Here is a 23,618-nt window from a genome sequence, read left to right on the forward strand (position 1 = left end):
AATGCTCATACAATGTGGGCATTTCAGATTTTATGGGTGGCAGCACCAATGCTGTGTCGATAAGAGTGCGCCATGACACGCAAAGGCCAGGGCTATCTCTTCACACTTCTCGCGGTTACCATTTTTGCAACGCAGGATGGTATCTCGAAGTATCTTGGCACCCATTATTCGCCGATCCTCATAACGATGATCCGCTATTGGGTCTTTGCTGCCTTCGTTCTCCTGCTTGCAATCCGCTCCGGAGGCATTGCCAAGGCCGCAGCAACGAAACGTCCCTTTTTGCAGGTTTTTCGCGGCATCCTGCTTGCTGCTGAAATCGTTACATTCATATTCGCCCTCAGTCGCGCGGGCATGGCAACGGCACAATCGATTTTTCAGGGCGCGCCGCTATTGGTGACCATGCTCTCGGTGCCCTTCCTTGGCGAAAAGGTTGGCTGGAGACGTTGGACTGCAATTATTGTCGGGTTGATCGGTGTTCTGCTGATTATCAATCCAGTGAACGCGACATTCGACGCAAGCCTGCTTCTACCCGTGGCGGCGATGGTCATGTTCGCCGTTTACGCGGTTGCGACACGCGCCGTCAGCAAGAGCGACGATGCCATGACCAGCTTCTTCTACACTGGCATAGCAGGTGCTGTTGCCCTCACATTTGTCGGCAGTTTCTATCTCATGCCTATTGCCAGAAGCGACTGGTTTTGGATGGCAGCCCTTTGTGCCTGCGGTATAGCAAGCCATTATTTCCTCATCCGTGCCTACAACATTCTGGAGGCAGGAGAAGTACAACCGCTTACCTATCTGCAGCTCGTTATCGGCGCGTGTATCGCAGTCACAGTGTTCCACGAGCAATTGACATGGAACATCATTGCCGGTGCGGTCATCGTCGTCAGCGCCGGATTGTTCTCGGTCTTCCGCGAGCGGCAGCTTGGCAAAAGAAATCCACCCGCGCTTGGATAGGTTTCAATTCTCAATGCCTGATATACCGACGAGTCAGAGGTTTCGAGTACTTTCCGTCAAATCAGCTCCAATCACTGACCCAACGACAGGGCTCACCGGCTTGACAAATTAAACTTGATAATTTAATTCATGTTTTGACCTCTACTGGTCGCGTAGACTTCCAGCCGGCGCTTGACCTATTGAGAGCGCCGGTCTTTTTATGTCTTGTGCAAAACAAGCGCGGTCGAGTGGAACAGTCATGACGCAGCCAATAAGCTATATCGAAACCGATTGCGCGATAGCGGGTGGCGGGCCAGCAGGAATGATGCTGGGACTTTTGCTTGCGCGCGCTGGTGTGAACGTGACCGTTCTCGAAAAGCATCCAGATTTTCTGCGTGATTTTCGCGGGGACACAATTCACCCGTCCACGCTTCAAGTCATGCATGAACTCGGCTTGCTGGACGGTCTTCTTGACTTGCCCCATACCAAGGCGCATCGGCTACATGCGGAAATCGGCGGCAAGGACATCACGATAGCCGATTTTTCGAGAATTCCCGCTCAGTGTCGTTTCATCGCTTTCATGCCGCAATGGGAATTTCTGGATTACATTGCACGCGAAACTGCGAAATATTCAAACTTCAGGCTCCTTATGCCTGCAAGTGTGATCAATCTGACCGAGAGGGACGGAAGTGTTACCGGCCTCGTCGCGACAACACCAGTTGAAACCATAAATATCAATGCCAAACTTGTTGTGGGTGCGGACGGAAGAAACTCCGTGGTGCGCGCAAAAGCCGGTCTGGAGGTCGAAAGTTTTGGCTCGCCAAGCGAAATTCTCTGGATGAAGCTGTCGCACGCTCCCAATGACCCACCCTATACGATGGGCCATGGCGGCCCTCGACAAGGTTTCGTCATGATTGATCGCGGTGACTACTGGCAATGCGGTTATGTACTCCGCAAACAGACCTTTGCCGAAGTCAGGCAGGGAGGACTCGATGCATTCCGCAAGGCAGTTGCAGAAGTCTCTCCATTGCCTCCTGACCGAATGAACGAAATAGGCACATGGGATGACATTCATCTCTTGAGCGTACGCATCGACCGACTTAAAACGTGGTGGAAACCGGGGCTTCTGTGTATCGGCGATGCCGCCCATGCCATGTCGCCAATTGGTGGCTTTGGGGTCAATCTCGCCATTCAGGATGCCGTTGCAGCAGCCAATATTCTGGCCGCACCGCTTAAGGATAACCAAACTTTGGAACCGTATCTCCAAGCAGTCGAAGCCCGACGTCGCTTTCCCACAAAGGCAACGCAGAAACTGCAACTGATGATGCGCAGTGATCGTCGCAAGCGTGAAACAAACAATACCAGACGCGATGAGCCACCCACCTTTATGCGTCACCTCGCACGCTGGCCCATTCTTGCACATCTTGCGGGCAGGTTGATCGGTGTCGGCTTCCGCCCGGAACATGTCAGAAACAACTGAACGGCTGAGTTTCAGTCCATATCGTCAAGTTCGTCGTGAATACCGGCGACGATTTCCAGCCGCTGTTGCGCCGATTTCCCCGCATATGAAGCATAGGTCAGCGCCAAAAGCCGGATGGCGCTGCTGACGGCGGTATAAGATGCGCCCAATGCGATACTGTCTACATGACATGGGAGAACAACACGCGCGTAACGCTGTGCCTCAAAAACAGATCCTCGGTCCGTAATGGTCACGATATTCAACCGGCTCGTCACGGCATAACCCAGAATTTGTTTCAGCAATGCCCGATGCGGTGGCAATGTGATCAGCAGCAACACATCCTTCGGACCAGTCATGGCCAGATCCTCAGCCCATGACCCCTGGTTGATGCCCAGGAGCATCACGCTGTGGCGCAGCCTTGAAAACAGAAGCCGCGCGTAGCGCGCAAACCCTTCCTCGTCACCAAGCCCGATCACCCAGACACGCGGTGCTTCTGCAATAAGTTCGGCAGCTTCGCGCATCTTGTCGGAGCGAAGCGCCTCGAACGTCCGGGTAATATTGGCGATCTCCAGATCGAGATGTGCGCTGATGGTACGCACCAGCGGCACTTCTTCGTCAACCGTACTCGAATATTCAAAAGGTTCGGTACGGTTACGCTCCTCACGCGCCTGAAGTTTCACTTCATTGAAATCGGCATAGCCCAGATGCTGAAAGAAGCGAGCTGTGGTCGCCTTGGATACGCCGGCCATCTCCGCGATTTCGGTAGCGGAATGAATCAGAATGTCGTCCTCGCGTTCGAGAACGAGCTGCGCGATTTTCTGCTCGCCTGCCGTGAGCTTTGCGTAGCGCTCCTGTATGCGCAGTACCAGACGTGAAGCCATGTGCGTTTATTCCGAATCTCTTTGTGCACTAAAAAAGCTTATCATCGCCTCTTGCAATACTGAAACATTTGTTTCATTGATAGTGAAACATTGAAATTCATGGATTCTCCATGGCGTATTCCCGCAATACACGGCAGCGCATCTGGGATCGACTGAAAGACGTCGCGCGTCCTGATGCACGCTTCCACTTCAAATTCTCGGAATTCATACCGGACTTTGAAGGAGTAGAGGCAGCTACGGATCGCTTGCTGGCGATTGAAGGGATTGCGAAAGCCAAATTGGTTTTTGTGACGCCAGATAATTCCATGATCGAGTTGCGCCGTCGCCTGATCATGTCGGGTACACCATTCATCATGCCGACCTACGGCATGCAGCGCGGCTTTCTTCTGCTCGAACCGGGATCCGTTCCCCCGGGGTTGGAGAAAGCCGCAGCCTGGCTTGACGGAATGGAACATTTCGGTCGATCGGTCAGTCTAGAAGACCTGACCCATATCGGTCGTTTTGATGTCATTGCGACTGGCGCATCCGCTGTTTCCATCGATGGAGTCCGTTTTGGCAAAGGCCATGCGTTCTTCGATCTGGAATGGGGCATGTTCACCGATCTGGGACTTGCCGACGAGCAGTCTCTGATTGTGGCAGCCGTGCATGACGTACAGATCGTGGAAGAGCGCCTCAACGTATCGGAGAACGATATTGCTCTCGACTTCATTGCCACGCCCAGCCGCCTGATCGAGATAACGCGCAACCGTCGCAGGCCGCGCGGTATTCGCTGGAACGACGTTTCAGCCGAAGAAATCCAGTCCATCCCGCCGCTGCGTGAGCTTGCGCGCATGCGCGGCATTGCCTGACAGTTCAGCACCAAAAGGAAAATTCAATGAATATTGCTCTGGATCGCCGTCGTTTTCTCGGACTGATGGGCGCCGCAGCCGCTCTGCCAGCCATGAGCCGTTTTGCCTCTGCGGATACACCATTCAACTTTCAGGCTTCCTGGATCAATGACGCGGAATTCAGCGGCTATTTCATTGCAGTCGACAAGGGCTTCTATCGCGAAGAAGGCCTCGACCTGAACTATATCTCCGGTGGCCCCGACGTCATTCCGGAAAGCACGATCATTGCGGGCAAGGCCGATCTGACCCTCACCACCCCCGACACGACGATCAAGGCCATCGTCGAACAGGGTGCGCCTTTCAAAATCATCGGCGCCCAGTATCAGAAGAACCCAATCGGTATTATTTCGCTGGCCAAGAACCCGATCAGGGAGCCAAAGGACCTGATCGGCAAAACGCTGGCTGTGCCGCCGGTCAACGTCATCTCGGTTGAAGCCATGCTGAAGATTTCGGGCATAGAGCCTTCTCAAGTCAACATCGTTCCTTACGCTTATGATCCGACGCCGCTCATCAAGGGTGAAATCGACGCTTCACTCGATTTTACGACCAATGTTCCTTTCACCATCAAGCAGGCTGGCGAAGAAGCAGTTTCCTTCCTGCTCTATGATTTTGGCTTTACGATCTTCAACGATACGGTTGTCGTTACGGAAGAAACACTCAAGACAAAGCGCAAGGATCTCGTTGCTTTCCTTCGCGCAAGCCGCAACGGCTGGGATGAAAACCTCAAGGACCCGGCAGCCTACCCCCCAAAATTTGCCGACAGCTGGTTCAAGGGCACCGGCCGCTCGATCGAAAACGAAGTCTATTTCAACACGGCGCAGAAGCCGCTGATCGAGACGCCGAATGGTGTGTTCTCCATGAGCGAAGAAGCCATCGAGAACACGATCAAGGCGCTCGGTACGATTGGCATCGCCGCCAAGCGCGATCATTTCGACACAACGCTTCTTGAAGAGATTTGATGCCTGATATGTCCGGGATCAAACTTGAAAATGTGACGCGCTCCTTTTCGGGGCGCGGCACGAATGTAATTGCACTATCCGATGTCTCGCTCGAATGCCCCACCGGCTCGTTCACTGCACTCATCGGACCGTCCGGTTGTGGCAAGTCGACCATGTTGCGGCTGGCACTCGGTCTCGATCAGCCTGATAACGGCTCGATTTCAGTCATGGGCAAAAGCCCTGTAGAGGCCGTAACGGCCGGACTGACCGGTGTGGCTTTTCAGGATGCAGCGCTCATGCCATGGCGGAGTGTCGAAGACAATATTGCTCTGCCACTGGATGTGCTTGGCCTGTCTCGTTCGGCAAAGGCCGACCGGATTGCCGAATTGATCGCCCTTGTTGGCCTCAAAGGCTTCGAAAAAGCACTTCCGGGTGAGCTTTCCGGCGGCATGCGCCAGCGTGTGGCAATTGCCCGCTCTCTGGTCACCGATCCGCGCGTTCTGTTTCTCGACGAGCCTTTCGGCGCACTCGACCAGATATTGCGCCGCCAGATGAACATTGAGCTTCAACGCATATGGCTTGAAAGCAAGGCCACCACCCTGCTTGTCACCCATGGCATAGACGAAGCAGTTTTCCTCGCCGACCGGATCGTGGTGATGCACAGTCGCCCCGGACGCATCGCGAAGATCATCAATATTCCGCTGGAACGCCCACGCAGCCCCGAAATATTCAGCACATCGCAATTCCATGCGCTGGAGGACGCCGTCGCGGAGGCTTTGCATGGCTGACATGAAGCCATCAACCCATCTCTCCACCTTGCGCAACTGGGTCATCCTCATTGCAGCCTGGGAGATATGTGGCCGCTTTTCCCTGATTGCAGGCGGCGCCTTGCCAGCACCTTCGGCGGTCCTGGCCCGTCTGTGGATCGACCGTGCCGATTATCCAGCTCATATACTAGCGACACTTCAGGGCGCCGGTGCTGGCTTTGTCATCGGAAACCTTGTTGCCGTAGCTGCAGGCATTCTGTTCGCCCTCTTTCCAGCTGCCGCGAAACTGGGTCGGGGCGTCAACATCGCGATTTTTGCACTGCCTCCAATTGCCATCTCGCCTATTCTGGTTCTGACTTTTTCAGGAATGACACCGCGTATCACGCTGGCGGCACTTGGTTGTTATTTCATCACCATGGCCGCCACCATGACTGGCATCAGCCAGACGGACCGCCGTATGGTGGATATTGTTCGTGCCTATGGTGGCAGCCGATGGAAAGTGCTGCGTCTAGCCCAATTGCGATCCGCTCTGCCGTCAATCCTTGCCGGTCTGCGTATTGCCGCTCCCAATGCGGTTCTAGGCTCCATTCTGGCTGAGTTTGGTGGCGGTGGGCGTTTCGGTCTCGGCGCCTATCTGATCGGTTCTCTCGGGAGAGCAGAACCGACCCGGCTCTGGGGTATCGGTCTGTGCGCTACCTTGCTCGCAGGATTGGCCTATGCGCTCTTTTCCATTCTTGCAAAAATGCTGACTGGCAGCACCAAGGCCATCACCGTCCCAGCCAACGCTCCAAACACTGCCCCGCGCGGCTCTCGCGACCTAAACTTTATTCTCGTCATTTGTTCGATCGCGCTTCCGTTCGTCTTGTGGTGGCTGCTGCTCGTTTTCATGGGAACACCGGCCATGATCGCCAAGACACCAGCCGGACTGTTCGACTATCTTTTCCTCGCTCCGTCCGCAGCTCCCGCACAGGCAAAATTGCTGACAGCGCTTTCACAGACTTTACCGCTTACCTTTCTTGGCATGGCAGCAGGCATCCTTTTCGCCTTTACCCTCGCCATCGCCTCAGTCGCCAAGCCTGCCATCGTGCGCGGCTTCATGCCTGTCGCCCTTGTCACGCAGACAATGCCACTCGTTGCCCTGACACCCCTGCTCGTTTTGTTATTGGGACGCGGCCCGTCCGTCATCCTCTGGATTACGGTCTCAGTCACATTCTTCCCTGCCTTCGTGACTATGGCTCAGGGCATGGCACTGGTTCCTCGTGCCGCACTGGATGTGCCCCGCGCCTATGGCGCCAGCATCTGGGCACAAATCCGTCTGGTATCCGTGCCCGCCTCCCTGCCCTATCTCTTCGCTGCCATCCGCCTTGCCGTACCGCGCGCTTTGCTCGGCGTCATGATTGCAGAATGGCTGGCAACGGGTACGGGGCTCGGAAACCTTCTCAACCAGTCACGCGGCTATCTCGACTACGGCATGATCTGGGCCGTTGCCGTGGTGTCCGTGATGCTGTCCGTCATTTTCTATCAAATCGTAGCCCTCTGCGAGCGCCAGGTGCTCGCACGCCGCGGCATGAGCCCGGCAGACTAAAATGCAAGGAGTCCCCATGGAAATCACTGATCACAAAGCTTCCGTTCGCGAACGTGTGTGGAGCGAGTTGCGCAAGGTTGCTGTCCCGGATAGCCGTTTCCATTTCGACTTCGGCGAGTTCATCGCAGATTTTGAAGGTGGAGAGGATGCGGTAGCCCGGCTGACAAGCCATCATTATTATCAGAATGCAGATTTCATCTTCATTACGCCCGATAATTGTCTCGACCGCCTGCGTCTTCAGGCTTTGAAAGACGGCAAGACCGTTCTGATAACCACATATTCCATCAAGCGCGGCTTCTGGGTTCTCGATCCGAAGCTGATTTCGCCGGATTATTATCTTTACGCCTCGACGCTCGACGGCATGGAGCGTGTGGGACAGCCGGTCACGCTGAAAGATATCTCGGCTATGCCAGTCGTCGATTACATGGTCACCGGCACCGGCGCGATCAATCTCGAGGGCGTACGCTTCGGCAAAGGGCATGGCTTCTTCGATGCCGAATGGGGTATGCTTTACCGTCTGGGCCGCATCACTGCAGCGACGCCTGCTGCCGCTGTCGTACACGACTGTCAGGTTCTGAGCGAAAAGCTCACGCCGGATGTCTATGACACCGTCGCGGACGTGATTTTCACACCCACCCGCACAATAGAGGTGAAGGACCCGCACAAGCCAACCTGCGGAATCATATGGGACCGCCTCGATCCTGTTATGTACGAAACGATCCCTCCGCTTCAGGAATTGAAGGCTATGGGCCTCTAGGTGTGTTCTTCCAAAAACTAAAAAGCCGGATGCAGTAAACGCATCCGGCTTTTTAGTTTGGATAGCCTGAGATCGTTACACGCCGGTCACGAGCTTCAGCGCGATAGACCACATCGTAACGGCAATGACGCCTTCAAGAATGCGCCATGACGACGGGCGGGCAAAGATCGGGCGCAGCCAGCGGGCACCGAAGCCAAGCGAAAAGAAAAACACGAAGGATGCCGTGATAGCCCCCGCCGCGAACGACGTTTCCAAACCGGGAAACTGCGTAGAAATCGTTCCGAGCAGCACGACAGTATCCAGATAGACATGCGGATTGAGCCATGTCAGTGCCAGACAGGTTGCAAGCGTCTTGGTAAGGCTCACGGACGCCCCGTTCGCAGTGGCCAGAACCGCTGACGAGGTGAAAGCGGAATAAAGGCTTCGCGCACCATACCAGATCAGAAAAGCTGCACCGCCATATCGCATGATGGGATCAAGCGCAGGCATGATGGCAGCGATCTTCTGGAAGCTTGTCACACCTATCAGGATCAGGATGGCATCCGATACGGCACAAGCGAGGCTGACGGCGAACACATGCTCATCGCGTAAACCCTGCCGCAGAACGAAAGCGTTTTGTGCACCAATCGCGACAATGAGGGTGAGGCCCATGGTAAAGCCGGTTACGTAGATTGAAGTGTTCATAAATGGTCGCCATCTGGGAGTAAGTTGGCACTTGGATACCAAATGCTAAAGGATTAGAATAATTAAACTTAATAACTACAGTTTAGGAATTCTAATGATCGACTATTCCGCCTTGAGAGCAGTGGCGATGGTGGTTCAGACGGGCAGTTTTGAGAAAGCCGCACGAGCGTTGAACGTCACTCCGTCAGCAATCTCGCAACGTGTCAAACATCTCGAAGAGCGGCTTGGCGCAGTACTCATTGAGCGAGGCTCTCCTTGCACGGCGACCGAAAAAGGAGACTGGTTGTGCCGGCATATCGAGCAGGTAGGCATGCTCGAACGCGAACTTCTGGCAGAGTTGCCTGGACTGTCCGGAAGCGAAAATACTGCACAGCGCGTAACGCTTCATATAGCGACCAACGCTGATAGTCTGGGCACGTGGTTTCTGAAAGCAATCTCGCATTTCAGCACGACAGCGGAATATCTTTTCAACATTGCGGTCGACGATCAGGATCACACTGCCGAATGGCTGCAGCGCGGGCGTGTCGTAGCCGCCGTGACTTCTTTATCAAAACCAGTTCAAGGCTGTCGTCTAACCCCGCTTGGTATCCTTCAATATCGCGCCACGGCATCACCGGAATTCATCGCTCGCCACTTTCCAGACGGAATAACCCACGATGCTATTGCCAAAGCGCCGGCACTGACGTTCAACCAAAAGGACAGATTGCAGGATCAGTGGGTGCGCACTGCCCTCCGAACCGATATAGCATGCCCGACACATTGGCTTCCCTCGACACAGGCTTTTGTCGAGGCAAGCCTGTCAGGCATGGGATGGGGGATGAATCCGGTGCAGTTGGTCGGTGACCATTTGCAGTCGGGCAAACTGGTGGAACTCATCCCGGATACGCCGCTGGATATTCCCCTGTTCTGGCAGGTCAACCGCCTTGCGGCCGACAGGCTCGCAAGCCTCACACAGACGGTTTTGACGACGGCACGACAGGAGCTTGCGCCTATCTCAAACAAATGAGGAAAGCCGCCAATTCGAAAAACACATGGAAACAATGGGATGAAGCAATATTTTCTGTACCATTGCCGTCAATCACCATCTGTTTTCTTGAACGTGAACAGCGATTGAGCGATGCATGATGCATGAAGCTCCTGTTCCTCATCGTGGCGCTGATCGCCCTTGCCTTTCTCGGCTGCTATTTGCAGATGTTTTTTGCCGTGCCGTAAACACGCAACAATCTTGATCTGCCGAGAACACACGCTATGAGTGTTCAGGAAAGCTCAATCCTACAAGGAAAAGGCAGGATCAATGATCCTGCCCCGTTTGTGCAACGCCCGCTGCCTCTTCGCAGACTCTGACATGTTCAGCCAGTGCCTCAAGCTGCAGGAAAGCGCTTATGGTACAGATATCCCGCTTCTGAAACTTTGGAAGCTCCTGAAGCTCCTTCAATCTGGTGAGAAGTGCACCGCGGTTCATGGTTTTCCCTCCATCTTTCTGGCTATCCGCAAGACTGGTGTTAGAATGCATTTCGATCCGATTAAATCAGATCGGCGCTCTAACCTTTTCTATTGTAAGCATAATCTTATCGACCTTCGTTTCACTCCGGTCGGATTATGCTTTAATCAGGCTGCCCGCACCTTCGCTTTTGTTTTCAACGGAAGCTCGATATCGACTTCGAGCGTCGACATCTGGTCACCTCGATCCATTTTCACGCTGACCTTGTCGCGATCAATCTGGATATGCTTGGCGATAACGGCGAGAATTTCCTCCCGCAATACCGCAACAAGATCGGAATGTTCGTGTGACGCCCTTTCATGGGCGAGCAGAACCTGCAACCGTTCTCGCGCTTGCGGCGCGGAAGCAGGTTTGCTGAAGAAACGAAACAGGCTCATGCCGCTCTCCTTCCGAAAAGTTTACCCAGAAGGCCGCGCTTTTCGGATGGAACAGTCATCGGCACTTCTTCGCCGGCGAGGCGGCGGGCTGCGTCGAGATAAGCCAATGCAGGCGCACTGCGCTGATCGGCGAGCGTTACGGGGGAACCAATATTGGATGCCCGCAGAACGTCCTGGCTTTCCGGAATAATACCCAGAAGCGGAATGGACAGAATTTCGAGAACGTCATCAACCTTCAGCATGTCGCCGCGCTCGGCACGTACCGGGTCATAACGGGTCAGCAAGAGATGCTTTTCCACACGCTCGCCACGTTCGGCCTTGAGTGTCTTGGCATCCAGCAGACCGATGATACGGTCGGAATCGCGCACAGACGACACTTCAGGATTCGTGACAACCACAGCCATATCCGCATGACGCATGGCGAGTGTGGCACCGCGTTCGATCCCGGCGGGGCTATCGCAAATGATCCAGTCGAACTCTTTCTTGAGATCTTCCATGACGCGGTCGACGCCATCAGTGGTCAGGTTATCCTTATCGCGCGTCTGGGAGGCAGGCAGCAGATACAGTGTCTCAAGGCGCTTGTCGCGGATCAAAGCCTGCGGAAGCTTTGCATCACCCTGAATGACATTGACCAGATCGAATACGACGCGACGTTCTGCTCCCATGACCAGGTCAAGGTTACGCAGACCAACATCGAAGTCGATAACGACTGTCTTCTCGCCGCGTTGCGCCAGCGCAGCGCCGATTGCAGCGGTTGATGTCGTTTTGCCAACGCCACCCTTACCGGAAGTTACAACAATCACTTTTGCCATATTTGTCTCCTGTATCTCCCGCGCGCCTCCAGAGCATTCGTTACCCGGGATATGAAATGCTCTGCTTTTCTTTTTCAGCACTCAAAAGTGCCCTGACAATTTGTCTGGACCAGCATTTTCTCAAGGCTGTTGGCCTTTTGGGAAAATGCTAGTTTAGCGTTTCGGCCATCATGTAATCGCCGTCGAGCCAGAGCTGGACTGCCTGTCCGCGCAATCGGCTCTCCATGTCTTCGGCCGTCTTGTAAAGACCGTCGATGGCAACGAGTTCTGCCTCCATCTTGCGACAGAAAATGCGCGCATCGGCATTTCCGGCTGTCCCAGCCATCGCACGACCGCGCAGCGCGCCATAAACGTGGATCGAGCCACCAGCCACCACTTCCGCACCGGACGCTACAGAACCAACAATCGTTACATCGCCGTCCGGAAAGTAGACCGACTGACCAGACCGTACCGGCTCGGTAACCACCATGGACGGAACGGCCTTGACGAGTTGTACCGATGCGGGTGCCACCGGAGTGCGCTCCTGCGACTTCGGTTCTGTGATCTCCGGGTCGAAATCTGCGGCAGGTTGTCCGCCACGCATCGCTGGCGGCATGCCTGGCCCCAGCAGAGAGGGCCGCGCATTTTCAAAGCCCGTGATCCAGACACCACGTTTAACCAAATCCTCAAGCAATTGAACCAATTGCGGACGCTCGATCGAAACGTTCTCCAGATCGAGAACGATCGGGCGATTCAGAAAGAAACCCACGGAACGGGCTGCAAGATCGTCCAGCTTGTCGAGCCAGCCATCGAGCGGCAGTTCAGGCGAGAGTACCAGCGCAAGAAAGGATCTCCCTTTCAAACGGATTGGACGAGACTGTGTTAGCACTTGATTCATCTTGGTTAAAAAACGGTTTATCCGGTCTATATGCGCAATGGTTAACAGATGGTTAATTTCTGAAGCCAGAACGCCCCCATTGCTGGAGCGGCCGGTCTCTTTTGACGATCAAAGCATAACTATCGACGAGGCATTAGCCTCCAGACACAGAACGCAACATTGTGCCCACCTGAACAGCCGAAAGCGCCTCCAGCCTGGAAACGACTCAGCCTATTCTTGATTGTAAACGGATATCAGGATCGATAATCATCGTTTCTTCACCCATCCACAGAAGACAGCGCAGAAAATATAAACTTAATTTCCAATCAAATATGACGCTACGTAATGTATTATAATTTTATAATATATTTTTATTTGGCCAAAAATCAGAATAACTTGTAGCAAGTGGAAAGCTGCCGAACCTTATCCGATTCTTTTTAAGGTATATTTCTTCTAATTTTTCCGAGATTGCAGATCAACTAAATCAGTTTCTGGTATTGTCGACACTGCGTCAAGAATTCCCTGAAGAATCTTCACACACCCTATCAGCCAATCTAGCCGACGCAGCAAATGAGTATAACCCAACGAAGCAACAGCGATCTTTCTGATCGCTTTCATTCCTCTTCGAACGCAGCTTTATTCAGTGGGAATAATCCCTGACGGAAACACTGAAATATAAATCTTCTGGAAGGTTCCGCTCAAAGGAACCGCCTCGCGTTTGGGCGGGGGGCTTAGGGGCGCGAGGCGGGCGAGCTCTCAGGAGTGCACGCACAGGGAAAATGGAACGTTAGCTCCGATTCTGGAACTAACAATACGTTCCAGCCTGAAAAATTACGTGAGTAGAATATAGAAAAGCCCACAACGCTCGGGAGGAGGAGAACGTTGTGGGCTTAATCTGTAAGCGCGATTGGGAGGAGGAGTATCGCGCTTTGGGTCCGGTTCTTGGGAGGAGGAGTGAACCGGACGTTTTTTTTAATAACCCGTCCGGCCGGCCTACTCAATCAACAAGCTTGCATTGCTGATATGCACTTTCAACAGATCCAAATGAAAACCGCCTCGCAGCGAATGAACGCGCTGAGGCGGCATATCTCCCCCGAAAGCCCCCAATCGAAGAAGATAGAGGAACTTACCCACAGCTTTGACGAAAATAAATAGACAATCTGCACGCACACTTGAAAATCTGGTGAACAATATCAGCCAATGGTTGAGAAACCTATCTCAACGAACTTTTCCGCGTCTGCAACCGTTCGACTAAACACTATTAAAGATCGGGTATAGTTCAGTCCTGCAGTGCAATTAAAATGCTCTTGTACCGGGTGGAACCTGAATGAGTATCACTCAATAATCCTACACAAATTTCAGTATTTTCTGAAAATTATAGAGTTCTATTAGGGGGTTGCTTTCTCCATGAGCACGGTTATTGTTCCTCTCACTTGGAGGAGGGAGTACCGCCCCAGCGCGCTAGACCGCTGCGGGGCGGTTTCTTTTTTAGCTACCCAAAAATGCATATCTGCATTGCAGCGTTGCCCCTTGTAAGCAGCGGCCCTTATTCCTATCTTGGGCTTGTTCGGTTTTACTCCTCCTCCCAAAAACCGAACCCAAAGCGCGATACTCCTCCTCCCAATCGCGCTTTATAGATCCGCCCACTGCACATTCCTCCTCCCAGTGCAGTGGGCGCTCTCTTTTCTGGAAAACTCTTCACACATATCGGAAATTTGCGCCCAATCAGGTGACCCTGTGGCTATTTCAGTAGTTTTAAGGGTTTGCAGGTAATTTCTGCGCGTGATGCACGAGGGAGCGGGGTTCCATGTTCTTCAGCACGACCTTCAAATCGGCCAGACCGTCGCTGCTATGCGCGCCTATGCTCTGGCTAGGTTTTGTTTTCGTTCTGCTGATCGCGCTTCTGTCATTCAGGCTCAATGCCCCCATTGGGCCAATGTACTGGGACAGCTACATCTACTTCGACGCAGCCCAGCGCATAAGAATGGACCAGATTCCCGGTGTAGACTTCTCCACGCCTGTCGGACCGCTTGGCTACTATCTTTTTGCATGGGGACACTCCCTGCTCCCACAGGCACAACCGCTTTTGCTCGTTCAATGGTCAATATTGGTCGTTGCAGCCCCTCTGATGGCATGGGTACTGACAGAGCTTCCCCCCCATAATCGAATAACCGGATTTCTGATCCTTGTTCCATTTCTGGTTTTCGCAATCTTTCCGGCCAATACACAGAGCTTTTATCCCTATCCCGGACTGGATGGGTTTGGCATTTATAATCGCCATACATCGCTTTTGCTCTACGTGCTGATGTGTGGATTACTGTTTATGCGAAACGGCGCAAAGCTCGTGCTGTTTTGTGCGGCAGTGATGCTCGCCTTGTTTTTGATGAAGGTCACGGGCTTTCTTGCAGGTGGACTGTTCGGGCTTGCGGCACTTCTCGCTGGACGAATCTCTATACGCAACGTTCTGCTGGCCGCCGCCGTTACCATTGCATTTCTGCTCGTTCTTGAGTTGCACAACGGGATTATCGGCGGATATGTTCGCGATATCGCCTCATTGATCGCCCTGAACGAAGAAGCCCTGCTCCCGCGTTTCCTGACCGTCATATCGTTGAAGCTGGACGTCATTCTGCCAGCGGCGATCCTTGTTCTCATTCTTTTCTGGAATGAACAGTTCCATTCCGGCAAACACAATCGCTTTTTCGACCGGAGTTCAGTCTGGCTCGCCGTTGGGCTTCTGGGTGGCATCATCCTTGAGACACAGAACACCGGAAGCCAGGAATTCATATTCCTTTGGCCCATCCTGCTTATGATTTTTCAACGGATGAAAGCCGGCACCGAGAAGCTCAAAATCGCCTTCGTCGTGCTCACTGCCTTCTGTGTCCTCCCGACATTCACCAAGGTTGCGCACCGTACCCTGCGCGCCGTTGCCGTAGCCCCGACTTATGTGCAACCGTCCTTCCCGGAATTGAAGAACCTCGGGCAGGTGTTGACCCGGCCCGATTTCCTGCAACGGGCAGAGCTTTTCGAAACCCACTACCCGGAAAACAATGCAGCCTATGACGCGCTGGCAGCTCAAGGCCAACTACCTAGCTGGCAGCTTTATTCGGAAATCGATTTCCAGGTCTATTGGCTCGTTTCTGCAAACCGGATGGTGAAGGATCTGAAATCCTTCGAGACCCGGAACAACGTTCGCCTGCAAAGCGTCATGTCGCTCGACTTCGTCAATCCGTTTGCATGGATATTGGATCGCGATGCGACACGGCATATCCAGATCGGCGCCGATCCCTTCCGCACTGTCCCGGCGTTATCCAAGGAAACGAAGGCTGCCGTAGAAGCAACAGACGGTATATTGCGCCCGAAATGTCCGACGACGACCAATCGTCTTGCCTTGCAGAAAATATATGCCGAAGCACTGCAGGATCGTGATGTCGTCGCTTTGAACCCCTGTTGGGATTTGCTGCTTCGCCCCGGTCTGATCCCGTAATCAGAAATGGCTCATTTGATCTGAGCCTTGACGAAATCCCGCACAATCCGGACGATGCCGCGTGAAAGAACCTCATCCAGCGCCTTGATGAATGCGTCCACATGCTCCCGCCCGCAGATCAGCGGTGGCTCAAGACGGATGACGTTTCGATTATACTCGGTAAAGGCGACGAGCACCCCATGATCGCGCAGCAGATGACTGCCAATAAAGCCGGGAAGCGAACCTTTCAGCTTCTCATCAAGCATCGCCAGGACAGGTCGCAACACGACCGGCATCGTCTGGGAAAAATCATGGAACTCCAGCCCCACCATCATCCCCTTCCCGCGCACGTCTTTCAAAAGCGCAGGATAGCGGCTCTGCAGCTCATGCAGACGATCCAGAAGATATTCCCCGACATCGGCTGCATTGTCGATCAGATGCTCGTCGTAAAGCACGTTCAGAGCTTCAATCGACGTAACGCAGGCTTCGCCAATCCCGCCAAACGTCGCCATCGCATGGATCATCGCCGTCTTGGGCGTGCCGTAAGCCTTCATATAGACGTCGCGGCGCGCGATCATGGCGGCCATTGCGGTCTTTCCACCGCCAAGCGACTTCGCCAGCGCGGTGACGTCCGGTATGACGCCATAATGCTCGAAAGCATAGAATTTCCCGGTTCGCCCCAGTCCACATTGCACTTCATCGGCAACCCAGATCACACCATACTGGTCGCAAAGGCTCCGCAGCTTCTGCCAGAACTGTGCATCAGCCTGAATGATACCGCCGCCACCTTGCACCGTTTCAAGCACAATCACCCCGATCTCGGGGTCAGAGCGAAACGCATTTTCAATGGCTGCAATGTCACCGAAGGGAACCCGAACGGTGTTATCGACCAGCTTGAATTCGCCACGATATAGCCCACCATCAGTGATGGACAGAACACCCTTCGTTTTGCCGTGGAACGAATTTTCCGCATAGACGATCTTGGGCTTTTTCGGCCCCGCGGCGCGCTCTGCGACCTTGATCGCGGCTTCCATCGCCTCAGAACCGGAAGACCCCAGAAACACCATGTCGAGATCGCCCGGCGAGCAAGCCGCAATGTCATAAGCAAGAGCGGCCGCATATTGCGACATGAAGGCGATTGCAATCTCGTGGCGCATTTCTTCCTGAAACTGACGCCGTGCTTCGAGAATACGTAGATGATTATGGCCGAAAGCCAGCGATCCGAAACCACCGAAAAAATCGAGAATGGGGCGCCCATTCTGGTCATAATAATACATGCCTTCAGCACGCTCGATCTTCACCTTATGAAAGCCGAGCAGCTTCATGAAGTGAAGCTGGCCGGGATTAAGATGAGCGGTAAACAGCTCCGTCATCCTCGGCAGATCGAGCGCTTTCGCCTCGGCAACCGTTAACAGCTTCGGCTTTGGCGTTGTGTTCGTCTTGTTCATTTCTGCCCCTATGCCGTTTCGGAAGCCCGCACATCCGACGATGCAGCGCCGATTTTCTTGCGATATTCGCTGTAAGCCGCGATCAGCATATCCTCATCACGATATTGCGGTATCCAGCCAAGTTCGCGCTCGCCCTTCGAGACATCGAGAACACACATTTCGTCGGCAATCAGATATTGCTCCGGGTCCATGATCGGCATGTTCATCCAGTCCAGCAGATCCAGCGTGCGTTTCACCGCCCAGGCGGGTGTTGGCAACAAAATAGATTTCGAACCTGCATGGCTGATCAGATCACCAAGCAGTTTGCGGACAGGAGGCGGATTGAGCGAGCCGAGATTATAGGCCTCGTTTGGAACACCAGCCTTGAAAGCGGCAAGTGCCACCTCCGCACAGTCGAACACCGAAATGAACTGGTAAGGGTTCCTGCCCGAGCCGATCATCGGCACCGGCAAATTGTAATCAATCAGCTTGAACAGCTTTTCCAGAATGCCGAGACGGCCCGGTCCAATGATAAGACGAGGACGAAAAAGGGAGATATTCATGCCCCGCACGCGCCATTCAATGGCGAGTTCTTCGGTTTTCAGTTTTGACAGGCCGTACTCACCGAGCGGCTTGCACGGATGATCTTCTTTCTGCGGCCAGACATAGGTGTGCCCGTACACCATATCGGTGGTGAAATGGACGAGCTTGTTCGCACCAACCGCATCCATTGCCTTGATGATGTTTTCCGTCCCGTAATAGTTGACGGGAAAGAAAAAATCATGACGCTTCGCCCGGACCTGAATTGGTGAAAGCATCTTGGCGGATAGATTGTAGACCATGTCGTCTGCGCGGATACCAAGCCTGCGGATTGCTTCCGGATCGGTCACATCAGTCGCGACGAAAGCGGTATCAGCATAGTGTGGCAGATCGCTTTTCACGATATCCGCGACAATGACCTCCTGACCATCGGCAAGTAGCTTTGGAGCAAGATAGCGCCCGACAAAACCGTCGCCACCGAAGATTACATGTCTCATCGTACTGCCCCCATTCAACTATGCGTCTGCTGATTCACATGCGTCTCCGCCTGCGGTTCGGACGGCTTGCCGCTTTGTGCGATCAGCACTGTCCCGATGCAGATGAACGCAATTCCCGCAATCTTGTAAGCGCCAAGTTCCTCCTTGAACAAAAGCCAGGCGAACAGAGCGACCGCGACATAGGCAAGACTGAGGAACGGATAGGCAAACGAAAGATCCACTTTCGACAGCACGTAAAGATGCGACGCCATCGAGATCACGAAGGTGAGCAAACCGGCAAAAATCCAGGGGTTGAAGACAATCTGGAATATGCGCTGGATCAATGTTTCGGCTGAAAAGCTGATCGGCCCGAGCGTCAGCATGCCATATTTCAACATCAACTGCGCGGCAGCATTGGTCATGACTGTGAACAGGATGAAGGGAATATATTTCATCACGTTTCCTAACCTGCAGCGCCGAGCATCAATGCGGTCCGGCGCCAGAAATTGGAATTGAAAGCCTTGTCGCGAAAAGCCTCGAAATCGCGCCAGCGCGGATAGCTTGCAGCAAAAACCTCTGCGCTCATCCTTTGGTCCTTATACGGACTGACCCGGCCACCGGCCTCAACAGTCATCTGGTCCAGACGGTTCAGCAATTCCAGCGTTGTGTGGCCACGATTGGGGAAATCCATCGTCAGCGTATATCCCGGCATCGGAAATGACATGAGACCGGGAGACTTCATCGAACCGAAACGCTTGAGTACCGTCAGAAAGGAGACCTGTCCTGCATTGCGACTTGCCTCAAGCATCGCTGGAACGATCTTTCGGGCTGCTTCGAACGGAATTACACTTTGATGCTGGTAGAGCCCTGCCGAGCCGTAAAGCCTGTTCCAGTTTCTCACTCCGTCGAGTGGATAAAAGAAGCTTTGATACGGCACTCTACGCGCTGTTTTCAGCCGCCTCTTGTGCTGGAAATAGGCCGCATTGAAAAGCGACAGGCTTATCTTGTTCAACAGCGAGAATGGCAATTCAACCGGCACGCCAAACCGCCCAGCGATCGAAATAGAGCCATTCGGCGCGGCAACATGATTACCGACCATCAGCAAGCCCCGGCCATCGGAGAGTTGATTGACCCAGGCAACAGCATATTCATTTTCATGATCGGCCACCTCGGCCATATCAAAATAAGCATCGAGGTTGGCGAAGGGCAGAACCTTTTCCTCGACATCGAGACCGCCGACCCGCTTGAGCCGGATCGTTGCGCGAAGAATTAATCCGGTTAGTCCCATTCCACCGATGGTTGCCCGAAACAGATCGATGTTCTCCGTATCGGAACATCTGTAGTAGACGCCGTCCGAGCGAAGCAGTTCCAGCCTTTCAACATGACACCCGAAAGTACCCTGCCGGTGATGGTTTTTACCATGCACGTCATTGGCAATGGCGCCGCCGAGCGTCACAAACTGCGTGCCCGGCGTGACAGGCAGAAAATAGCCATGCGGAGCAACATGGGCGACGATTTCACTCAAAAACACGCCGCTTTCAGCCGTCAGCAATCCCGTATCTGGATCGAAGTTTAGTATCTTTTTCCGCGCCTGCATGGGCACGAGAAAGCCCATATCATTATGGCAGCTATCGCCGTAGGAGCGACCATTTCCGAATGGCAAAAGGCTCGCATCGCCGGGCAAGGCTCGCGTGAAATCAGTCTCCAGTCTCTCCAGCGGAAGGTATTGCCGCCTTCGCCGGTTAATACGTCCGAAACTGTCGAAGGATTGTTCCATCAGCGCATACCAGCCACAAGAAGCAGCACCGCGCCAAGCGCGATGACGACCTGACTGCGCCAATCCCTGGCAATGAAGAGAACCGGGTCGTCATCCATGTCGCCGCGATGCGCCAGTATCCACACACGCACGTTGATATAGAGCACGATCGGACCGAGCGGCCATATCAGCCAGGGATAGGTGTAGAGCGTCTTGACGGCATCGCTATTGATATAGAGTGCCAAAACCAGCGCTGCGGTAAACGCGGCTGCGACCCCACACTGTCCGACAATATCGCGATCTTCCGGACGGTAGCCTCGCCCCAAAATCCGGTCCTTTTCTGTCACGGTAGCGCCCTGCAGTTCGACATAACGCTTCACCAGCGCCAGCGACAGAAAGAAAAACATGGCAAAGGCCATCAGCCAGAACGATGGCGGGATATAGGAAGCCGCCGACCCTCCCAATAGCCGCAGGCTGTAAAGTCCCGCGAGGCAAATCACGTCTCCCAACAACATGCGTTTCAAGGCGAAGGTATAGGCGGTCGTGAAAAACAGATAGGTGACGATTGCAAGCGTAAAGGCGGGCGGAAGGAAAAAGCAGACAAAAGCCGTCAGAAGCAACAACAGGGCCGCAACGCTTAGGCCAAAGGGAATGGATATCTTTCCGTGTGCAAAAGGTCGCTGATTTTTTCGCACATGTCTTCGATCCACCGGAAGATCGACAATATCATTGACGATATAGATCGCAGACGATGCCGCAGAAAAGGCCACGAATGCCAGGCAAGTCGCAATCAACACGTCTGGCTTCATTATGTCATGCGCCAGAATGGCCGGGACAAAGACGAGCAGATTCTTTAGCCACTGATGAACGCGGAGCATACGAGCATAGGTTCGAATAGTTGGTTTTTCGGCACTGAAAAGTTCACAACCAGTTTGCTTCTGGAAATGTGCCGCTGCACGATCAGGTGCGACAACGATCGCCTGTCGGGCTGCGTCGAAAACAGGCAGGTCATCACGATCATTTCCGGCATAGTCGAATCCCTGTCGCCCATAGTGCTCGACAAGCAGATCAGCCTTGCGCTGTGCCGAAAGATTGGTCGTACCGGATGTTGAATAGACAGCGCTGAAAATCCCAAGCTCAGACGCAACAGCCTTGGCCATCGGTTCAGCAGCAGCTGTTGCCAGCACCAAAGTCCGCCCCGCCCCATGTTCGCTACGCAGAAATTCCAGAAACTCGGTTCGGTAGGGAAGTCGCGATGCATCGAGCGTTACGCGCTCAGCCACCTGTCGCTTGAGATATGCCTTGCCTGAGAACAGCCACACCGGCAGCATGATGACGAACAGGATGTTCCTCTTCAAAAGAAGAAAAATACCCTCCCACAGCAGATCGGTCGAAACCAGAGTTCCGTCCAGATCGACTGCCAGCGGCACATTCTTGCTGCTTTGCCCCCGCGTATCCATTTTCAGCCCTTTTCCGCTCAGGCGTGAATGCGGTTCGATCAACCTTTTCCGCCCGAGCCCCCTGTCGTAAAGGGATAGAGGCAGAAACCAAATGAAAAATGAATTTTTCCATTACAATCGAGAATTGATTTGCTGAGTACAGTTTCTGCTTAAAATTTCCTCAATAGCTAAAATACAGCATATTGTTTGCGGGTTGCATAGTTTCAAGTTCGCTGGAGAGACTTTCCGGCGAACATTCCATAGTTTAGACATCTCTAAACTATCATTATCTTGAGCCCGGAAAAAGCAAATCGACAAACTTGCCTGCAGTCGGTTGCGGTTCGTGGTTGGCAAGGCCGGGACGCTCATTGGCTTCGATGAAAATATAGTCCGGCTTTTCGGGCTGCTTGACCATAAAATCGATCCCGACAACGGGAATGCCGATTGCACGCGCAGCCTTACAGGCAGCATCGACAAGGTTTCTATGAACAGTCGCTGTCACGTCGTGGATCGTACCGCCTGTATGTAGATTGGCCGCCTTGCGCACTGTGATTTCACGATGATCTTCCAGAACGGAATCGAGCGACAGGCCTTGTTCCTCAAGACACCTTTTCGTTTCCGTATCGACCGGTATGCGGCTTTCTCCGCCAGTCGCCGCAGCGCGTCTGCGCGATTGTATCTCGATAAGCTTGCGGATGGTTGCCTTGCCGTCACCGACAATGCGTGGCGGACGACGAACCGCAGCGGCAACGAGCTGGTAGTCGATAACCACCAGCCGAAGGTCCTCACCTTCAAAACACGCCTCCAGCAGCACGCGGTCGCACACGGTTCGCGCCTGTTTGATTGCCGTTCGCAGGTCTTTCATGGTCGATATGCCGACGGAAATTCCTCTTCCCTGTTCGCCCCGGGCTGGTTTCACCACCAGCTTGCTGTGACGTTTTAGAAAAGCTTCCAGCGCATCATCGTCCGCTTCGGCGGCAATCTGCTCCGGCACTATCAGACCAGCCTTCTCGACGACGCGCCGCGTCACAGCCTTGTCGTCGCAGATTGACATCGCTACACCCGATGTCATTTCAGACAAGCTCTCACGGCAATGGACGGAACGCCCGCCATAGGAGAGGCGGAAAAAGCCGCCTTCAGCATCGGTTATTTCAACCTGAATACCACGACGCACTGCTTCATCCACGATTATGCGAGCATAGGGATTGAGCGCATCGAAGGTTTCGAGATGTGAGGCGAAAAATTTCTCGTTGATTGCGTTCTTACGCTTTATCGCGAAGAGCGGAACGCGACGAAACTTCAGCTTTTCATAGAGCCTTATGGCATTCTCATTATCGTGCAGAACCGAGAGATCGATATGGCTCAAGCCGCGAGCCTGAAAATGCTCGGCAAGTTTTCGCACCAGTTTTTCACCAATACCCGGCTGCCGCGCTTGAGGATGAACTGCAAGACACCAAAGCGAAGCACTGCGATCAGGATCATCGAAAAGGCGCTGATGGTCGATGCCAGTTACGGTGCCAACAATTTCGCCGGTAGCATCGTCCTGAGCCACAAAATAGGTAACAGCACGGTTGTCTCGCTCCGATGAAAAAAAGTCGGGACGTAGCTGAACCATGCCACAGGCCGCGTAAACAGCGTTGATGCCTTCCGCGTCCACTTCGGAGACTGCGCGACGTATGGTGATGCCACGTATCCGTCGCCCGCCCGGTCGATAGGTCGCAAGTTCAATCCGGTATGTATGCGACGGATCGAGAAATATCTCATGTGGTGCGAGTGACAGCAGTACGTGAGGATCGCTGACGTAAAAGACGATATCGCGGCTCGCTGGCGCTTCCCCCCGCAATGCTTCCACTATGGCTTCATTGGTCTCGAAGGTCTGCGCGAAGAGTAGTCGGCCCCAGCCGCAATCGACAACCACATCCTGCTTGCGATCTTCGCTTCCCGCCTTGTCATGGCCGTGCGCATGTTCCTGATAAAAGCCTGCGCTTTCAGGTGTACGCAAGCGCGTAAGACGGTGCGAAAAGGCTTTGCGACCTTTCGCTTTCTGCCGGGTCATATCCACCTCACCGGTTTTCCGCAT

Annotated in this window: 21 protein-coding genes; 9 read left to right on the forward strand and 12 right to left on the reverse strand. The window is 53.7% G+C overall.

Annotated elements, in window-relative coordinates:
* Window positions 1–72: 72 nt before the first annotated feature.
* Entirely contained in the window at window positions 73–954 is an 882-nt protein-coding gene (locus tag OHI65_RS02875) for a DMT family transporter (protein WP_029928014.1), read from the forward strand.
* 238 nt (window positions 955–1,192) lie between these two features.
* Window positions 1,193–2,413 carry an FAD-dependent oxidoreductase gene (locus OHI65_RS02880; RefSeq protein WP_125300748.1) on the forward strand — a complete coding sequence of 407 codons (1,221 nt, stop codon included), beginning with the start codon at window positions 1,193–1,195 and terminating at the stop codon, window positions 2,411–2,413.
* A gap of 11 nt (window positions 2,414–2,424) precedes the next feature.
* On the opposite strand, the gene OHI65_RS02885 is transcribed toward OHI65_RS02880, so the two are convergent.
* Window positions 2,425–3,273 carry a MurR/RpiR family transcriptional regulator gene (locus OHI65_RS02885; protein ID WP_125300749.1) on the reverse strand — a complete coding sequence of 283 codons (849 nt, stop codon included), beginning with the start codon at window positions 3,271–3,273 and terminating at the stop codon, window positions 2,425–2,427.
* Between the two features lie 110 nt (window positions 3,274–3,383).
* On the opposite strand from OHI65_RS02885, the gene OHI65_RS02890 reads away from it, so the two are divergent.
* From OHI65_RS02890 to OHI65_RS02910, 5 genes are read left to right on the forward strand one after another with little or no spacing between them, the layout of a single operon-like run.
* On the forward strand, window positions 3,384–4,121 hold the full coding sequence (locus OHI65_RS02890; RefSeq protein WP_011982710.1) for a 5-formyltetrahydrofolate cyclo-ligase: 738 nt from the start codon (window positions 3,384–3,386) through the stop codon (window positions 4,119–4,121).
* Window positions 4,122–4,147: 26 nt separating this feature from the next.
* Complete coding sequence (locus OHI65_RS02895; protein ID WP_125300750.1) at window positions 4,148–5,119, forward strand: ABC transporter substrate-binding protein; 972 nt, start codon at window positions 4,148–4,150, stop codon at window positions 5,117–5,119.
* Window positions 5,119–5,886 (forward strand): ABC transporter ATP-binding protein, encoded by a 768-nt coding sequence (locus tag OHI65_RS02900; protein ID WP_125300751.1) that lies wholly within the window; start codon window positions 5,119–5,121, stop codon window positions 5,884–5,886. Before OHI65_RS02895 ends, OHI65_RS02900 begins: the two co-directional genes overlap by 1 nt.
* The gene (locus OHI65_RS02905) at window positions 5,879–7,450 is read left to right on the forward strand and encodes an ABC transporter permease (RefSeq protein ID WP_125300752.1); all 1,572 of its coding nucleotides are present in this window, start codon (window positions 5,879–5,881) and stop codon (window positions 7,448–7,450) included. The genes OHI65_RS02900 and OHI65_RS02905 overlap by 8 nt, the downstream gene beginning before the upstream one ends.
* A 16-nt stretch (window positions 7,451–7,466) precedes the next feature.
* Window positions 7,467–8,207 (forward strand): 5-formyltetrahydrofolate cyclo-ligase, encoded by a 741-nt coding sequence (locus tag OHI65_RS02910; RefSeq protein ID WP_010660940.1) that lies wholly within the window; start codon window positions 7,467–7,469, stop codon window positions 8,205–8,207.
* Between the two features lie 75 nt (window positions 8,208–8,282).
* On the opposite strand, the gene OHI65_RS02915 is transcribed toward OHI65_RS02910, so the two are convergent.
* Window positions 8,283–8,891 carry a LysE/ArgO family amino acid transporter gene (locus OHI65_RS02915; RefSeq protein ID WP_011982707.1) on the reverse strand — a complete coding sequence of 203 codons (609 nt, stop codon included), beginning with the start codon at window positions 8,889–8,891 and terminating at the stop codon, window positions 8,283–8,285.
* Window positions 8,892–8,985: 94 nt separating this feature from the next.
* Here OHI65_RS02915 and OHI65_RS02920 point away from each other — a divergent pair, with 94 nt between their 5' ends.
* Window positions 8,986–9,897: a LysR family transcriptional regulator ArgP gene (locus OHI65_RS02920; protein WP_011982706.1), complete on the forward strand. Its 912-nt coding sequence runs from the start codon at window positions 8,986–8,988 to the stop codon at window positions 9,895–9,897.
* A gap of 285 nt (window positions 9,898–10,182) precedes the next feature.
* Here OHI65_RS02920 and OHI65_RS02925 read toward each other — a convergent pair whose 3' ends face one another.
* The 4 genes from OHI65_RS02925 to minC form a co-directional block, all read right to left on the reverse strand.
* Entirely contained in the window at window positions 10,183–10,353 is a 171-nt protein-coding gene (locus OHI65_RS02925) for a hypothetical protein (RefSeq protein ID WP_010660937.1), read from the reverse strand.
* 146 nt (window positions 10,354–10,499) lie between these two features.
* A complete protein-coding gene (gene minE, locus OHI65_RS02930; RefSeq protein ID WP_006468449.1) occupies window positions 10,500–10,769 on the reverse strand; it encodes a cell division topological specificity factor MinE in 270 nt (89 codons plus the stop codon).
* A complete protein-coding gene (gene minD / locus OHI65_RS02935) occupies window positions 10,766–11,581 on the reverse strand; it encodes a septum site-determining protein MinD (RefSeq protein ID WP_010660936.1) in 816 nt (271 codons plus the stop codon). Before minD ends, minE begins: the two co-directional genes overlap by 4 nt.
* Before the next feature lie 148 nt (window positions 11,582–11,729).
* Entirely contained in the window at window positions 11,730–12,458 is a 729-nt protein-coding gene (minC, locus tag OHI65_RS02940; RefSeq protein WP_010660935.1) for a septum site-determining protein MinC, read from the reverse strand.
* A 1,786-nt stretch (window positions 12,459–14,244) separates the two neighbouring features.
* Here minC and OHI65_RS02945 point away from each other — a divergent pair.
* Window positions 14,245–15,921, forward strand: a complete 1,677-nt coding sequence (locus OHI65_RS02945) for a hypothetical protein (RefSeq protein ID WP_125300753.1) — start codon at window positions 14,245–14,247, stop codon at window positions 15,919–15,921.
* An 11-nt stretch (window positions 15,922–15,932) separates the two neighbouring features.
* On the opposite strand, the gene OHI65_RS02950 is transcribed toward OHI65_RS02945, so the two are convergent.
* The 6 genes from OHI65_RS02950 to ngg form a co-directional block, all read right to left on the reverse strand.
* Window positions 15,933–17,348, reverse strand: coding sequence for an aspartate aminotransferase family protein (locus OHI65_RS02950; protein WP_125300754.1), 1,416 nt, complete (start codon window positions 17,346–17,348; stop codon window positions 15,933–15,935).
* Between the two features lie 8 nt (window positions 17,349–17,356).
* Window positions 17,357–18,364 carry an NAD-dependent epimerase/dehydratase family protein gene (locus tag OHI65_RS02955; protein WP_125300755.1) on the reverse strand — a complete coding sequence of 336 codons (1,008 nt, stop codon included), beginning with the start codon at window positions 18,362–18,364 and terminating at the stop codon, window positions 17,357–17,359.
* A gap of 14 nt (window positions 18,365–18,378) precedes the next feature.
* The gene (locus OHI65_RS02960; protein ID WP_010660930.1) at window positions 18,379–18,798 is read right to left on the reverse strand and encodes an EamA family transporter; all 420 of its coding nucleotides are present in this window, start codon (window positions 18,796–18,798) and stop codon (window positions 18,379–18,381) included.
* 8 nt (window positions 18,799–18,806) lie between these two features.
* Window positions 18,807–20,120, reverse strand: a complete 1,314-nt coding sequence (locus tag OHI65_RS02965; protein WP_125300756.1) for an FAD-binding oxidoreductase — start codon at window positions 20,118–20,120, stop codon at window positions 18,807–18,809.
* Window positions 20,120–21,559 carry a UbiA family prenyltransferase gene (locus OHI65_RS02970; RefSeq protein WP_125300757.1) on the reverse strand — a complete coding sequence of 480 codons (1,440 nt, stop codon included), beginning with the start codon at window positions 21,557–21,559 and terminating at the stop codon, window positions 20,120–20,122. Before OHI65_RS02970 ends, OHI65_RS02965 begins: the two co-directional genes overlap by 1 nt.
* A 265-nt stretch (window positions 21,560–21,824) precedes the next feature.
* Window positions 21,825–23,618: an N-acetylglutaminylglutamine synthetase gene (ngg, locus tag OHI65_RS02975; protein ID WP_125300758.1), complete on the reverse strand. Its 1,794-nt coding sequence runs from the start codon at window positions 23,616–23,618 to the stop codon at window positions 21,825–21,827.

Origin of the sequence: Brucella sp. MAB-22 (assembly GCF_025908475.1) — a bacterium.
Taxonomy (GTDB): domain Bacteria; phylum Pseudomonadota; class Alphaproteobacteria; order Rhizobiales; family Rhizobiaceae; genus Brucella; species Brucella anthropi.

Bases quoted from the DNA above. Each gene is read 5' to 3' on its own strand.
- OHI65_RS02875 (WP_029928014.1), top strand. From the start codon at position 73: ATGACACGCAAAGGCCAGGGCTATCTCTTCACACTTCTCGCGGTTACC.
- OHI65_RS02880 (WP_125300748.1), top strand. From the start codon at position 1,193: ATGACGCAGCCAATAAGCTATATCGAAACCGATTGCGCGATAGCGGGT.
- OHI65_RS02885 (WP_125300749.1), bottom strand. From the start codon at position 3,273: ATGGCTTCACGTCTGGTACTGCGCATACAGGAGCGCTACGCAAAGCTC.
- OHI65_RS02890 (WP_011982710.1), top strand. From the start codon at position 3,384: ATGGCGTATTCCCGCAATACACGGCAGCGCATCTGGGATCGACTGAAA.
- OHI65_RS02895 (WP_125300750.1), top strand. From the start codon at position 4,148: ATGAATATTGCTCTGGATCGCCGTCGTTTTCTCGGACTGATGGGCGCC.
- OHI65_RS02900 (WP_125300751.1), top strand. From the start codon at position 5,119: ATGCCTGATATGTCCGGGATCAAACTTGAAAATGTGACGCGCTCCTTT.
- OHI65_RS02905 (WP_125300752.1), top strand. From the start codon at position 5,879: ATGGCTGACATGAAGCCATCAACCCATCTCTCCACCTTGCGCAACTGG.
- OHI65_RS02910 (WP_010660940.1), top strand. From the start codon at position 7,467: ATGGAAATCACTGATCACAAAGCTTCCGTTCGCGAACGTGTGTGGAGC.
- OHI65_RS02915 (WP_011982707.1), bottom strand. From the start codon at position 8,891: ATGAACACTTCAATCTACGTAACCGGCTTTACCATGGGCCTCACCCTC.
- OHI65_RS02920 (WP_011982706.1), top strand. From the start codon at position 8,986: ATGATCGACTATTCCGCCTTGAGAGCAGTGGCGATGGTGGTTCAGACG.
- OHI65_RS02925 (WP_010660937.1), bottom strand. From the start codon at position 10,353: ATGAACCGCGGTGCACTTCTCACCAGATTGAAGGAGCTTCAGGAGCTT.
- minE (WP_006468449.1), bottom strand. From the start codon at position 10,769: ATGAGCCTGTTTCGTTTCTTCAGCAAACCTGCTTCCGCGCCGCAAGCG.
- minD (WP_010660936.1), bottom strand. From the start codon at position 11,581: ATGGCAAAAGTGATTGTTGTAACTTCCGGTAAGGGTGGCGTTGGCAAA.
- minC (WP_010660935.1), bottom strand. From the start codon at position 12,458: ATGAATCAAGTGCTAACACAGTCTCGTCCAATCCGTTTGAAAGGGAGA.
- OHI65_RS02945 (WP_125300753.1), top strand. From the start codon at position 14,245: ATGTTCTTCAGCACGACCTTCAAATCGGCCAGACCGTCGCTGCTATGC.
- OHI65_RS02950 (WP_125300754.1), bottom strand. From the start codon at position 17,348: ATGAACAAGACGAACACAACGCCAAAGCCGAAGCTGTTAACGGTTGCC.
- OHI65_RS02955 (WP_125300755.1), bottom strand. From the start codon at position 18,364: ATGAGACATGTAATCTTCGGTGGCGACGGTTTTGTCGGGCGCTATCTT.
- OHI65_RS02960 (WP_010660930.1), bottom strand. From the start codon at position 18,798: ATGAAATATATTCCCTTCATCCTGTTCACAGTCATGACCAATGCTGCC.
- OHI65_RS02965 (WP_125300756.1), bottom strand. From the start codon at position 20,120: ATGGAACAATCCTTCGACAGTTTCGGACGTATTAACCGGCGAAGGCGG.
- OHI65_RS02970 (WP_125300757.1), bottom strand. From the start codon at position 21,559: ATGGATACGCGGGGGCAAAGCAGCAAGAATGTGCCGCTGGCAGTCGAT.
- ngg (WP_125300758.1), bottom strand. From the start codon at position 23,618: ATGCGGAAAACCGGTGAGGTGGATATGACCCGGCAGAAAGCGAAAGGT.